This is a genomic window from Desulfatitalea tepidiphila (genome assembly GCF_001293685.1).
GTDB classification, from domain to species: domain Bacteria; phylum Desulfobacterota; class Desulfobacteria; order Desulfobacterales; family Desulfosarcinaceae; genus Desulfatitalea; species Desulfatitalea tepidiphila.
Genome location: NZ_BCAG01000006.1, coordinates 403,809 through 417,534 on the forward strand (window position 1 = coordinate 403,809; position 13,726 = coordinate 417,534).

Here is a 13,726-nt window from a genome sequence, read left to right on the forward strand (position 1 = left end):
CCTCGATAGCTGTTTGTCGGTTGATCCACCGTGCGACAGTGGACCGGCCAAGCGCAATCACTTGGTTTCGATTTTCACGGCGACGGCAAATCGACCTGGACCGGAAAAGAGCAGCCCCAGGCAGACGCACGCCAGGGCACCGGCATACAATGGCAGGGTCTTGTATCCTATATGTATGAAATTGAAAAAATAAAGGGCATAGACGACGGCCAGAAACAAGGCGCAGACGCGGAACAGATAACCGGTCAGCAACCCCACCGCAGCCAGGATTTCCACGGCCAGGATCACCAGACCGACCACTTGAACGGAAAAATCGGCCTGCAAGAAGCGAATTTCACGGCCCACCGAAATCCAGGCCCCCGTTCCATCGATGAGGCGCGGCAGGGCGTAGACCAACTGGCTCAAGGCGACGCCCACCCGCATGATCAACAGTCCCAGGTTCATCTGGCGCTCATTGGCACTTTGCATATCCCGTCCTTATCGTTGCAGTTTTTCGATCACACCCCCGCCTGCCGCATGCTCGACAAGCTCGAATCGATCACGGTTTTTCACCGGTAAACAGCACCGCGATACCCATGGTCATTTTGCGGTAAACCACCTTACCGAATCCGGCCGACTGCATGATTCCGGCAAAATCTCCGGCCGATGGAAAGTTCGCCACCGAAGCGGGCAGGTAGCTGTAGGCAAACCCATGTTTGCTGAACAAGCGGCCCAGCAGGGGTAGCACCCGATGAAAATAAAACATGTAGACGGATCGGAGCATCCCCCTGTCCGGTGACGCCAACTCCAGAACCGCCAACCGACCCCCGGGCTTTAACACCTGATAAAGTTGCCGCAGCGCCGTCTCTTTGTCCTGTATGTTTCGGATACCGAAGGCAATGGTGACGGCATCGAAACGGTCTCGGCCGAACGGCAGCCGAAAAGCGTCGGCGGCGAGCAGGGCAATGCAGTCTCTGGAACCGCGATTGTCAACCTTGGGTCTGGCCAGGTGCAGCATGCGGGGTGCAAAATCCGCCGCAGCGACGAACACCCCCTCTCCAGTCCGCTGCACGATCTCGAGGGCCACGTCGCCGGTACCGCAAGCCACGTCCAATACCCGGGCACCAGGGGCCAACCGCAATCCCTCGACCATCGCCCGCCGCCAGAACACATCCCGGCGCAGGCTCAGCAACCGATTCAAAAAATCGTAGTGGGGCGCAATGTGGTTAAACATATCACGCACATATGGCAACTCCCGCGATTTCATTGACAACCTAAGCTCTTGCATTAATTTTCGCCATTGATTACGTATGCCGTTTGCAATGATAAAGCATTCAGTGGGCCGGTGATCCGGCCCATGCGACCACTACGCCGCGGATGGGGTTTTGCCGGCCGTTCCATCGGCAAGGGTCGTTTGTGGCTTAATATAGCCGGAATCCGTATCCCTAACACACAACAGAGACTCTCAACAAGGATCAATCGGAACGCTTTATGAAAGGGAAAAGAGACTACTACGAAGTTCTCGGCGTCGCCAAAAGCGCCTCGGATAACGAACTGAAAACCGCCTATCGAAAATTGGCACTCAAATACCATCCCGACCGGAACCCGGGAGACAAAGCGGCCGAGGAAAATTTCAAGGAGGCCGCCGAAGCCTACGAGGTGCTGCGTGATCCCCGCAAACGGCAGATTTACGATCAATATGGTCATCAAGGCTTGGAAGGCAGCGGTTTTTCCGGATTCGGCGGCTTCGAGGACATCTTTTCCAGCTTTGGCGATATTTTCGAAGACTTTTTCGGTTTCAGCAGCCGACGCGGCGGTCGCGGGCGCGCCAGCAGGGGTGCGGACCTGCGCTACGATCTGAGTATCACCTTCATGGAAGCGGCCTTCGGCGTGGAAACCACCATCGATCTGGATAAGCATGAAACTTGCGATGCCTGTCACGGAACCGGCATCGAACCCGGCACCCAAGCCGAAACCTGTCCTCATTGCCGTGGTGCCGGCCAGATCGGTCGCAGCCAGGGGTTCTTTACGATCCGTACCACCTGCCCCCACTGCGGCGGCACCGGGCAGGTGATTTCCCACCCGTGCAAAAAATGCAATGGCAAGGGGCAGAAAAAGATTTCCAAGAAAGTTTCGGTCCGAATCCCAGCCGGGGTCGACAACAACTCACGCCTAAGGCTCAGCGGCGAAGGCGAAGCCGGCGCCATGGGTGGCCCTCCCGGTGACCTTTACGTTTTTATCCACGTAAAACCGCACGAATTTTTCAGGCGCGACGAAAACGATGTCATCTGCCAGATTCCCATTTCGTTCATCCAGGCCACCCTGGGCGATCGTATCACCGTACCCACCCTGGAGGGTGAAAAGAGCTTGGATATCCCCAAAGGGACTCAGTTCGGAGATGTATTCCGTTTTCGCGGTGACGGCATCCCCTCGTTGCGCAATGGCCGCAAAGGCGATCAAATCGTCCAGGTGACCATCAAAACCCCGACCAACCTGAACAAAAAGCAAGAGGCGCTGCTCAAGGAATTTTCCAAGCTGGAGGACGCCAAGTTGGGCAAGCGGCTGAAAAACATCATTAAAGATACGGCGGCCAAAGCCTTTCAATAGCCGATCATCATAGGAGCAGTGGTACCATGTTCGAACTCAAAATACTGACCCACTTCGCGGCCGCGCATCAACTGCAAATGGTGGCCAAAAAATGTGAAAACCTGCACGGACACAACTGGAAGGTTGAGGTTTGCGTGACCGGTGATCGCTTAAACCCGGCCGGCGTGCTGATCGACTTCGGTGAACTCAAGACCCGCGTCAAACAGATCATCGATACCCTGGACCACAAATTTCTTAATGAGTTGAATCTCTTCCCCGGCGCGCCATCTTCGGAAAACATTGCCCTCTACATCGCCGAAGCCCTGGCCAAACGACTTTCCGAAACCGATGTCCGGGTCAGCCGGGTGACGACGTGGGAATCGGAAGACGCCTGTGCCACCTATTATCCGGCTGCGGCGAAAGCCTAAAACCGCACCGGTTCCATTTGCAGGCTCACGCCAAAACGACTCTGGACGCTGTCGCAGATGGCCTCCGACAGGGCGAGCACCTCATCCCGGGTGCCTCCACCCCGGTTGACGAGCACCAGGGCCTGCTTCGCATAGACCCCCACCTTGCCCAGCGTGCGCCCTTTCCATCCGCAGGCCTCGATCATCCATGCGGCCGACAGCTTCCATCCTCCATCGGCTTGGGGAAACGCCACCATTCCCGGTTCATGGCGATTCAACCGTTGCCAGGCGGCCGCATCGACCACCGGGTTTTTAAAAAAACTACCGGCGTTTCCCACCTCCGTCGGGTCGGGCAGTTTGGCCCGCCGGACGTCGCACACCCAATCGAAAATCTGCCGAGGCTCGGGCGCATCACCACCCAACCCTTGGGCGCGACGTTTCAAGTCCGGATAGCCGATCACCGGTTGCCACGGGCGGGGCAGGCGCAACCGGATTCTTGAAACGACGAACCGGCCGGCCAGTTCCCGTTTAAACACACTGTCACGATAGCCGAAGCCACATTCCTGCCCCGTCATGCGCACGATGCGGCCGGTGTGCATATCGACGGCATCCAGGGCCTCGAAGCGATCTTTGAGTTCCACGCCATAGGCGCCGATATTCTGAATCGGTGCGGCTCCCGTGGTTCCGGGTATCAGCGCCAGGTTCTCCAACCCCGGCCACCCCATGTCCAGGGTCCACGCCACCACGTCGTGCCAGTTTTCGCCCGCGCCGACCTCGATGACCCAGGCATCGTCCGATTCGCTGGCCAGCCGCCTTCCCTTGATCTCCACTTTGAGGACAAGTGCGGATACACGCGGGGGCAAAATGACGTTGCTGCCACCGCCGAGCACCGACTTGGGTATGCAGGCTAAATCGACTCGCTGGGCGATGCATTGCACGTCCGCTTCCGTGCGAATGCGGACAAGCCGATCGGCCGTCGCGTGCAGGCCAAAGGTGTTCAATGGTGTCAAATCAACGCTGTTTTCAATGTCCATGGGCCAAAATGATCGTTCGATAAGAGAATGCAGGGGCGTATCGCCGGCCACGACGATCGCCGGCTTGATTTTTTCATCAGGAGTCCATACCCGGGTTCGGACAAAAAGCCAAAGGATTTTCAATCAGTTTTCCCGGCAAATATGTCCTGGGGGTGAATCGGATCAGAGGGTCTGGACGGGTGGGTCGGAACAAAACACCCAGTGGGAGCTGCTCTCCTTGGCTCTGTACATGGCGAGGTCGGCGCTTTTCATCAGCGCTCCGGCCGATCTTCCGTCCTTGGGAAAGGAGGCGATGCCGATGCTGGCGCTGACGAAATCGATGACCACCTCGCCGATTTCATAAGGCCGGGCCAAGGCTTCGGCGGTGCGTCGGGCGACCACCTCGGGCATGACGATATCGGGATTCTTGAGAATGATGGTAAATTCGTCGCCTCCCAGCCGGGCCACCAGATCGGTCTCCCGGACGATGGTCAACAGACGCTTGGCCACACCCATAAGTAACCGGTCGCCGACTTCATGGCCAAAGGTGTCGTTGACCTGCTTGAATTTGTTCAAATCGAAAAAGAGCAATCCCAACCCGGAACCATAACGATCGGCATAACGGATTTCGCTCTCCAGATGTTCGACAAAGGCCTTGCGATTATATAATCCGGTGAGTCCGTCGTGATAGGCCAAATAGATCAACTCCTGCTCTGCATGGCGTCGCTGGGTAATATCCCGGGTGACCCCCAGGATCCCGACGACAGACCGGCGCTCATCCATCAAAAAGCGGGTGTTCACCTCGGTCCAGACCGTCGTCCCGTTCTTTCTGACCTGCTCCAGTTCGATGGCGCGGCTCTGTTTCAATGCGGCGCCCGGCGTCCTGGTCCGGGCCAGCTCCTCGGCGATGGTCTGCGTTGCAATCTTCAGCGATTCGGGTGTCAACACCGATGGAATCTGAAGGGCCGACATCTCCTGGGGGGAATATCCCAGCAAATGCCGAACCGAAGGGCTGATGAAAGTGAACCTGCCTTCCATATCGATGGTCCAGATCACGTCGGTGGCGTTTTCAGCGATCAGGCGGTACATCTCTTCGCTCTTGCGCAGGGCCTGTTCGACTTTCTTGCGATCCTCCATCTCCTGGATCAAAACATGGTTGTTGATCTCCATTTTGGCGGTCATCTCGTTAGCCTGCAAGACCGCGTTCTCCATGGCCAGGTGTGCCTCGACGAGGTCGCGTTGTGCCGCTGTCAATGAGGATTCAGCCCGTTGCCGCTCTTCGACTTCAGCGGTGAGCGCCTCTGTCTGGCTCTGGAGGTGATCCTTGAGGCCGGCAATGCGCTGGTACATGCGCGCATTGGACAGCGCCAGTGACAGGGTGCCGGCAATATTTTTTATAAATGCGGCCTCTTCGGCATACAACGGCCGCTGGTCATGTTTCTGCGGCAAGGCCAGCAAGCCGATCAGGTTTCCGTTATGTTCCAGGGCAATGGCATACATGGCATCGAGTTTTGCCAGCAATTCCAGAAGGGTCGCCGGCGTCGCGGTCACCGGCACATTCATGTTCCCCGAAAAGGCCTCGAAAATCGACCGCCGGTGACGCAAGTGATGGTACAGCGATTCCGGCAGCGGAAAGGTCGTGCCGTCGGGCAGGATCAAAGCCCGTTCTGTTGCATCACTGGTCAGAATCTCGATCCGATCGAAGGCCAGCAGACGGCACACCGCATCATTGACCTTACTAATCAGGCTGCCTGAATCGCCCAACACCAGCATCTCTTTCATGAGTGACACTTCGGCCTGCTGCAACTCATTGCGCGTTTTGTAAAGCCAGCGCTGGGCCAGTGCCCGGATGGGAATCACATAGAGGGTGTTGGACAGGTACCAGAGGCTCAAAAAAACGAATTGGGCGGCCTCCGACGCTTTGGCGATGATCGGGAAAAGCCAGAGGAAAAGCAGCAGGTTGGGCAAAAACACCATGGCATATAAAATGGCGCGAAGGAAAGAGAGGTGCAACAGGCTCCGCACCTCCGCCAGCCGGTGCTTGAAGACGCCGTAGGCCAGAAGGGCCAGGGGCAAAAAGCTGAAATTGCCCGCCGGATATAAATCCACGCCGTGCATGGCGGGAGTATTGAAAAAGGTCAAGATCGTGGCGATGCCGAACGACCAGATCACGTACTTGAAACGCAACCGCAGCGTCGGATGGTTTTCCCGTTTCATACGGATCACGAAGCTGACCACGGAATAGGCCATCGCGACTGCGCCATACAGGCCGAAAAGTTGAAAGGCCACACCGCCCTTGGCGATAAGTCCCCATCCGTATTTATACAGGCCGTTGATATAACAGTCGCTCTGGGTACTGACACTGAACAGGCAGCTCAACACGGCCATAACGATCAACACGGCCGGCCGACGAATTCCGAGCAGATGGTGAAAAAAGGCCACAACCAACACCGGCAGAAAAACGTAAAAGAGATGGACCGTGCGTTCGATGGATAGGATCAACTGGTCATCGTCGATGAAGTGGTGGCAGATGAAAACCGGTGACAGCAACGAATACCCAATGCAAACCAACGCAAACAAGACGCGTCCCTTGAGCGATACGCGGCGAAACGAAACCAGGGCGAGGACGGCCAGATAGACGCCGAACAGAAAAGACAACAGAGGCGGTATGATGAATATGGAAAAAGCGTCGATCATGGCACCTGCAGGATGGTATCCGATTTACGGTTGCGGCTACCCAAGATCAGGTTATCTTACCGACATCATTCGATTTAGAATCATTAACGGCCCCAATTTCCCCCTGGCTTTTCACCGCCCCCCTTGCACCGCGAACAGCGTTGGTATAGATGACACCTATTGATATCGCCCGATTTGAAATTTCCTGAACCGAAATGTGGGTTTCTCACCCGAACCCCCTACGACGGGTATCGCGCAACGGCCCCCCCGGGCATGCCACACTGCCGCGATCACGTTCGACGAGGCTGGGAGAAGCGTCGATGGAAGAGCATTCGAAAGCAGATCAGAACGAAGCCCAACGTATCGCTTTGGCACAGAAAACAGAGGAGGTCGCCAGCCTCAGGGACGCCCTGCGCCAAGCCGAAGACAAATACCGCGTGCTGGTGGAAAATGCCAACGATGCCATTTTCGTCCTGCAAGACGGCAAGATCCGCTTTGCCAATCCCAAGGCCCTGGCCTTGGGCGGCGTCCTGGCCGAGGATCTGGAAAAGGTGCCGTTCAGCGAATACCTGCACCCGGAAGAGCGCGACATCGTGGTGCGTCGCCATGAACAGCGCCTGAAGGGTGAAAAAATCCTGAACATGTACCCGTTGCGCATCGTCACCCGCCAGGGCGACGTTTTCTGGGGAGAAGTCAATGCGGTTCGCATCGAATGGGAAGGCCAGCCCGCCACGCTGAACATCATACGTGATATCACCTCCCAGAAACTGATCGAACATCACTATTTCCAAAACGAGAGCCTGGCCACCTTGCGAACCTTGTCGGGCGGCATGGCCCATTCCATCAACAACCTCCTGATGGGCATTCAGGGCCGTGTTTCCCTGCTGTATCGCAGCATGGGATTGAACGATGTGCGCCGCGACCACCTGCGCGGGATCGAGGCGTGCGTGTCGGACGCCGCCAAACTCACCCGCCAGATGCTCGGATTTGCCCAATCCGGCAAATACAACGTCACCAAGCTGAATCTCAACGACGTGATCCAGGCGGTGACCCAATCGTTTGTCCACAATGAAAACCACATCACCCTGATTCGTGAGCTGGATTCGGCGCTCTGGCCTGTTGAGGCCGACAGCCAACAACTGGAACAGGTGGTCATGAACATCATGCTCAATGCATGGCAGTCGATTGTCGACAAAGGCAGAATCCTGGTCAAAACCGAAAATTTCGAATTGACCGAAGGGCGCGAGCACTATCAGGATGCACGCACCGGCAAGTGTGTCAAACTGACCATCCGCGACTCGGGCATCGGCATGGACGATACGGTGCGCAAACGCGCCATCGAACCTTTTTTCACCACCAAGGGTCTCGGTCAACATCGGGGCCTGGGGCTCTCCAGCGCCTATGGCATCATCGCCAACCATAACGGATTCATCGATATCGACAGCATCCCGGAAGTCGGTACAACCATCTCGGTCTACCTGCCCGCAGCCGGCGATGCCCAATAAGTCGTCTGCCGAAAATCTTGATGTCACCGTCCGACAGCGACTTTTTACATAGCCATCAAATCTGAAATCCGATTGAATTGCCGGCTCGGATGGTTATGATATTGCTCGATAACCAAAGACCCGAGAATGACAAGGAGTGCTCATGTCCACCCGATCCGCAGAAAGCTATAATTTTGAAACCGGTATCTATCGTCCACCGAGCGAAGGGGGAAGTGATTCGCTGCTCGTGCGTTTCACCCGCAACTGCCCTTGGAATCGTTGCGAATTTTGCGCCATGTATAAAACCGAAAAGTTCGAGCTGCGCAGCGTCGACGAAATAAAAAACGATATCGATGCCATTGCCGCCCTGTGCAACGACTTGAAAGGCGGCCGTTCAGACGGCACGGTCCGTCGCGAAACGGTCATCGCGCTGATCGAACGACATCCGGAACTCAACTACCACCAGGGCTTTGCCATGGTGTACCACTGGCTGCTGTCGGGCGCCAGGACCGCGTTCGTCCAGGACGCCAATAGCCTGATCATGCCGACCGGGCAATTGGTCGAGGCGTTGCGCTATTTACGCAAGACCTTCCCCTCCATCGTTCGCGTCACCTCCTATGCTCGCGCCAAAACCTTGTCCCAGAGAAAGCCCGAAGAGCTGCACGCCATCCGCAAGGCCGGACTGGATCGGGTGCATATCGGCCTGGAAACCGGGGACGACGAGCTGTTGAAAAAGGTGAAGAAAGGGGTCACCGCCGAAGGTCACATAAAGGGAGGCCAAAAGGCCATGGCCGCCGGTTTCCAAGTGTCCGAATACTGGATGCCCGGGCTGGGCGGCCGGGCCATGTGGGAAAACCATGCCATCAACACCGCCAGGGTACTCAACGCCATCAACCCCCACTATATCCGGTCGCGGCCTTTCTACACCATACCAGGGACACCCATTCACGCGGCGGCCCAGCGGGGCGATTTCCAGATGCTCACCCCCAATGAACAGATGATCGAGCTGCAACGCATGATCGAGGCGCTGGATGTCACTTCGCGGGTCTGTTTCGATCATGCCGGCAACTACTGGCGGGATCGCGATGGGAACCTGTTGTTTACCCACAGCTACGAGGGATACAAGTTTCCCGAGGAAAAACCAAAGGTACTCGAACGCATCGCCGAGGGACTCAAGGTCGATCATCAGCGGCCGGAATACCTGAATCTGTAATCACATCCCTGAAAAGCGGTAATGAATGCAACGATCGAGCGCCATCGTTCTGCTCCTGTTGACCGCCCTTTGCTGGAGCAGCGGCGGCTTCTTGATCAAATGGGTCGAGTGGCCGCCCATGGCCGTTTCCGGGCTGCGCAGCGCCATTGCCGCACTCTTTCTGGCCCTGATCTTCCGGCCCAAGCGCTGGCGCCTGGATCGGTATGTGATCGGCGGCGCGTTCGCCTATGCGGTCTGCGTCACCTCTTTTGTCCTGGCCAACAAGTGGACCACGGCCGCCAACGCCATCTTGCTGCAATACACGGCGCCGGTGCACGTCGCCTTTTTCGGGTACTGGTTCCTGGGAGAAAAACCCCATCGGCTGGACTGGTATGCCCTCTGCCTGGTGATCATGGGCATGGTGCTCTTTTTTGCCGAAGATCTTTCAATGGGCAATTTGTGGGGTAACCTGGCCGCCCTGATATCGGGCATCGGATTTGCCTGGGTGGCCCTCAGCCTGCGCAAACAGAAAGACGGCGACCCGATCCACTCGGTCATCCTCGGGAACCTGATGGCCGCCGCGGCCGGCTTACCATTCATGTTCGCACAAGCCCCTTCACCTGCCGGATGGACCGGCCTGGTTCTCCTCGGGGTGGTACAGGTCGGCCTGGCCTACGCCCTGTTCTCCATCGCCATCCGCCATGTGACCGCCTTGGAGGCCTTGCTGGTCCCCACCATCGAACCGATCCTCAATCCGGTGTGGGTCTTTTTATTGCTGGGGGAGCGGCCGGGTCGATTGGCGATGATCGGCGGTGCCATCATTATCGGTGCGGTGCTGCTGCGAAGCGCGGGGCCGTGGATACTGAGGAACCGAAGGATGAAATGCCAACCTTGAAGCAAAGTCTGGAGACTAAGCGGTCTGCCTGTAGATTGGTCAGCGGCCGCTACGGGACGGCACCGTAAAACGTTCAAGATCAAGGCGCGCGAAATTCCGCGTCCTGAGGCGTACTTGTCGTACGCCGCAAGGACCACGGAATGAGCGCAACGCAGATATTGGGCGTTTTACGGCGCCGTCAGAATTGAACGATTTCGAACGCCGGGGTAGCCACAGAAGTTGGCATGGCCTCCCAGTATGACCGGCAAAAAGAAGCGCGCAAAACATAGCGGCCCGCAGACAGCGTTTGCGGCAGGCGGAAGCGAATCGCCATCATCTCGGCGATGGATGAAAACTGGGGACAAGGGCCGTCGATCTCGATGCTGAAATGGGGCCGACCGCAGGCCGCCTTGCGCGGCCCATCGCTAACATCCACCCGCTCCAGGGCAAATTCAGGCGTCACACCGATGGGGAAAGCGGTCATACGGATAAAGCGCAGCACCACCTCTTCTCCGGGCCGGTAGACATCGAAGTCGGTCACGAGCCCGATCAGCTTGTTGTCATCCGACAGACCGGAGCCGACTCCCGAACTGGTCTCATCCCAGAAACGAGCCGGCCCCACGTCCACGTGCACCAGGCGACCATGGTAGTATCCGGCCCCGCCGAAACCCAGCTCCCGGACATAGTGCCATACCCGTTCGGAGGCCACTCCCTGGATCTCGATGTCGGCCGCCAGGCCGTATTGGTGTAGACTGGCGGTGGCCGCCAGGCGCCCTTTTTTTCGCAAATTGGCGTTGTAGGTCGGGCTGCGCCATCCGGAAGCGATCTCGATGCGGGCCTCGGGATCAAAATGATCCTGCAGGTGATCGATAAACTCGATCAACCGCAGGGAGATGAGGGCCAGCGGATCGTCCAGGGGCGACTCGAACACCAATCGAATGCCCTCGAGGGCCTGCCGGTCATAATGCCCCGCACCCTGGCGAAAGGTTCCTAAAAAAGAACGGCCGTTCTTGGTGTTGAACAGTTCGATCCGACCGTCTCCGCCATGGACAAAACGGCGGCCATCATCGGCCGCGACACCACCGCCCCACATTTGTGCCCCCATGATCCAGGCGATAGCGGCCCAGACCATCGACCTGCCTGCTATTTGACGCACCATCACATCTCCCTACCGTAAACGGGCCACCAGAACCCCGCCGAAAATCAAGGCCCCGGCCAAAAACAAGGCGGCCGTGACCGGTTCGTCCAGCAGGACAATACCGCCGACCACACCCACCAGTGGAATGAAATAGATGGCGGAATTGGCCACCGCCGGCCCCAGGGCCGGCACGGCCCGGTTGTAGAAATCGTAGGCCAGGGCCGAACAGACGATGCCCAGAAAAACGACCTGACCCCAGGCCAGGGCCGTGGGTCGCGGAACGCCGTACCACCAGCACTCGAGCAAGGCTCCCGGCACCAGGGTGATGGCGCCGATCCACATGATCCAGCGGGTAATCAACAAATTACTATATCGGCCCGAAACGCGTTCCACCAGAAAGGTGTAGGCAATCCAACAGACCACCGCGCCCATCATCACCATATCGCCGGCGAGTGATGCGCTGCCGTCATCTTTTCCCACCAGCATCCCCACCCCGCCGAGGGCCAGCAGGGCGCCCAGCCAGGTATTGACCCCGGGCCACTTCCGGATGCGCCAGGCCGAAACCAGTTCCGTGCCCAACGGGATGGTGGCGATGATCAGGGAAGCATGCGACGCAGTGGTCATCTTGAGGCCGATGTTTTCGAAGGCGAAATAGAAGGAGATGCCGCTCAGGGCCAGCGCCCAGATCAACTTACGGTCCGTCGGCCGCAGTGCAGGCGCCATTTTGCGGGTCAAGGGCCACAAGAGGGCGGCCGCCAGGAAAAAGCGAAGGCTGGCCAGGGTCAGCGGCGGAATCTGCTGCACGGCGCTGCGGGTGACGGAAAAGGAGAGCCCCCACACCAGGACGCAAAAAACAATATAAACAATCGGCAACATCCCACTACTTAAAACTTAACACTTTAAACTTTTAACTTTTTTAATATTCGCCATCAATTCATCCCGTGTGATAAGGGCCCGGACATCGGCGACATGCTGCCGGATGTTCTCCACCCCACCCTCCTGGCGATCGACAAGCACCACGGCACGGACCACCTCGAGCCCCTCTTCGCGGGCCCGTTCGATGGCCTGGATGGTCGATCCGCCGGTGGTGGCCACGTCGTCGATCACCACCACCCGGGCACCCGCGGCCAGGTCGCCCTCGATCCAGCGGGCGATGCCATGATCCTTCTTGGCCTTTCGGATGGAAAAGGCCTGGATGGGCTGACCCCTCAACCCGGAGGCGAAGGCCGTGGCCATGGCGATGGGGTCGGCGCCGAAGGTCAGCCCGCCGACCCCTTCGGGACGGATATCGGCAATGGCGTCAAACATCAGATGCCCGATCAGGTACATGCCCCGGGGATGCAATACGGTGGGTTTACAATTGACGTAAAAATGGCTCATGCGCCCGGAGACCAGTTTGAAGGTCGGTTCGGACGAATATTTGAATGATTTTTCGCACAAAAGGGCGATCAGTTCCGATTTCATCCTTGCTCCTATATGCCTCAAGCCGCCGAATTTTCAAGAAGTGCTTGATGATAGAGCACTTATGAGATAATAAAGCCTCCACTGTTTGGAAGAAGCCGTTGGATGGGTTCCAGTGGAGGCTAAGCAAGGAAAACTGGGGGCAGCACTCCTTGAACTCAGCGCCGTTCTTAGCAGGCCTGTCGGTAGCGGTCAATACAATAGGGTTTTGAGATAGATGATCCAAGCCAACAGCGATGCCATCATTCGAATGTTCCATGTCCATAAACGATATGGCAACAAGTTCGCCCTCAAAGACGTCACCTTGGATATCTTCAAGAACGATTTCTTGTTCGTCACCGGCCGCAGCGGGGCCGGCAAGACGACCCTTCTTAAATTGCTCTATCTCGGTGAGCCGGTGACCGAGGGCCAGGTGCTGATCGACGGCATGAACCTGTCGCGCATCGGTCAGGGGCGCATCCCCGTGCTCCGGCGTAAATTCGGCATCATTTTCCAGGACTACAAACTGATTCTGACCAAGACCGTCTATGAAAATGTGGCCCTGGTCCTGGAAGCGGCCGGCCGTAAACCGCGCCTGATCGACAAAAAAGTCCGCAGCGTCCTTCGTACCGTGGGCATGGAAGATCGCATGAACGCGTTGCCCCAAAGCCTTTCTGGCGGCGAGCAGCAACGTGTGGCCGTTGCCCGGGCGGCGGTCGGCGACCCCAAAATCATCCTTGCCGACGAACCCACCGGCAGCCTGGACGAAGAGGCCGCCGAGGTGATCATGACGTTCCTGGATGACTTCCACGCCCGCGGGTCCACCGTTATCGTGGCCACCCACGACAAAAAACTGCTCGAACGGCGCAACAGCCGGGTGGTGCAACTAAGGGACGGCCAGCTGTGGTCCGACGAACTGCACTAGGGGCCGAGATCT

General features: G+C 57.6%; 13 protein-coding genes. 6 read left to right on the forward strand and 7 right to left on the reverse strand.

Going from position 1 to position 13,726, the window contains the following annotated elements; translation table 11 throughout:
* Positions 1–57 precede the first annotated feature (57 nt).
* Both DFT_RS21795 and ubiE read right to left on the reverse strand, forming a co-directional pair.
* Complete coding sequence (locus tag DFT_RS21795; protein ID WP_054033339.1) at positions 58–468, reverse strand: DoxX family protein; 411 nt, start codon at positions 466–468, stop codon at positions 58–60.
* Positions 469–538: 70 nt separating this feature from the next.
* The gene (ubiE, locus tag DFT_RS21800) at positions 539–1,267 is read right to left on the reverse strand and encodes a bifunctional demethylmenaquinone methyltransferase/2-methoxy-6-polyprenyl-1,4-benzoquinol methylase UbiE (protein WP_369688340.1); all 729 of its coding nucleotides are present in this window, start codon (positions 1,265–1,267) and stop codon (positions 539–541) included.
* A gap of 203 nt (positions 1,268–1,470) precedes the next feature.
* Here ubiE and dnaJ point away from each other — a divergent pair, with 203 nt between their 5' ends.
* Both dnaJ and queD read left to right on the forward strand, forming a co-directional pair.
* Entirely contained in the window at positions 1,471–2,586 is a 1,116-nt protein-coding gene (gene dnaJ / locus DFT_RS21805) for a molecular chaperone DnaJ (protein ID WP_054033341.1), read from the forward strand.
* Between the two features lie 26 nt (positions 2,587–2,612).
* The gene (gene queD / locus DFT_RS21810) at positions 2,613–2,993 is read left to right on the forward strand and encodes a 6-carboxytetrahydropterin synthase QueD (protein WP_054033342.1); all 381 of its coding nucleotides are present in this window, start codon (positions 2,613–2,615) and stop codon (positions 2,991–2,993) included.
* On the opposite strand, the gene murB is transcribed toward queD, so the two are convergent.
* Together murB and DFT_RS21820 are read right to left on the reverse strand one after the other, a co-directional pair.
* Positions 2,990–4,129, reverse strand: coding sequence for a UDP-N-acetylmuramate dehydrogenase (murB, locus tag DFT_RS21815; protein ID WP_200907126.1), 1,140 nt, complete (start codon positions 4,127–4,129; stop codon positions 2,990–2,992). The genes queD and murB overlap by 4 nt on opposite strands.
* A 39-nt stretch (positions 4,130–4,168) precedes the next feature.
* On the reverse strand, positions 4,169–6,682 hold the full coding sequence (locus DFT_RS21820; RefSeq protein WP_054033343.1) for a diguanylate cyclase domain-containing protein: 2,514 nt from the start codon (positions 6,680–6,682) through the stop codon (positions 4,169–4,171).
* Positions 6,683–6,981: 299 nt separating this feature from the next.
* Between DFT_RS21820 and DFT_RS21825 the strand changes: the two genes are divergently transcribed.
* The 3 genes from DFT_RS21825 (at position 6,982) to DFT_RS21835 (ending at position 10,232) form a co-directional block, all read left to right on the forward strand.
* Positions 6,982–8,166, forward strand: coding sequence for a two-component system sensor histidine kinase NtrB (locus tag DFT_RS21825; protein ID WP_054033344.1), 1,185 nt, complete (start codon positions 6,982–6,984; stop codon positions 8,164–8,166).
* 142 nt (positions 8,167–8,308) lie between these two features.
* Positions 8,309–9,358 (forward strand): radical SAM protein, encoded by a 1,050-nt coding sequence (locus DFT_RS21830; RefSeq protein WP_054033345.1) that lies wholly within the window; start codon positions 8,309–8,311, stop codon positions 9,356–9,358.
* Between the two features lie 25 nt (positions 9,359–9,383).
* Positions 9,384–10,232, forward strand: coding sequence for a DMT family transporter (locus tag DFT_RS21835; protein WP_054033346.1), 849 nt, complete (start codon positions 9,384–9,386; stop codon positions 10,230–10,232).
* A gap of 178 nt (positions 10,233–10,410) precedes the next feature.
* On the opposite strand, the gene DFT_RS21840 is transcribed toward DFT_RS21835, so the two are convergent.
* The 3 genes from DFT_RS21840 to pyrE are packed head-to-tail and all read right to left on the reverse strand — an operon-like array spanning position 10,411 to position 12,813.
* A complete protein-coding gene (locus DFT_RS21840) occupies positions 10,411–11,370 on the reverse strand; it encodes a YcbK family protein (RefSeq protein ID WP_083453701.1) in 960 nt (319 codons plus the stop codon).
* Positions 11,371–11,379: 9 nt separating this feature from the next.
* The gene (locus DFT_RS21845; protein ID WP_054033348.1) at positions 11,380–12,225 is read right to left on the reverse strand and encodes a DMT family transporter; all 846 of its coding nucleotides are present in this window, start codon (positions 12,223–12,225) and stop codon (positions 11,380–11,382) included.
* A 15-nt stretch (positions 12,226–12,240) separates the two neighbouring features.
* Positions 12,241–12,813: an orotate phosphoribosyltransferase gene (gene pyrE, locus DFT_RS21850; protein ID WP_054033349.1), complete on the reverse strand. Its 573-nt coding sequence runs from the start codon at positions 12,811–12,813 to the stop codon at positions 12,241–12,243.
* A 214-nt stretch (positions 12,814–13,027) separates the two neighbouring features.
* Between pyrE and ftsE the strand changes: the two genes are divergently transcribed.
* Positions 13,028–13,714 (forward strand): cell division ATP-binding protein FtsE, encoded by a 687-nt coding sequence (gene ftsE / locus DFT_RS21855; protein WP_054033350.1) that lies wholly within the window; start codon positions 13,028–13,030, stop codon positions 13,712–13,714.
* Positions 13,715–13,726 lie beyond the last annotated feature (12 nt).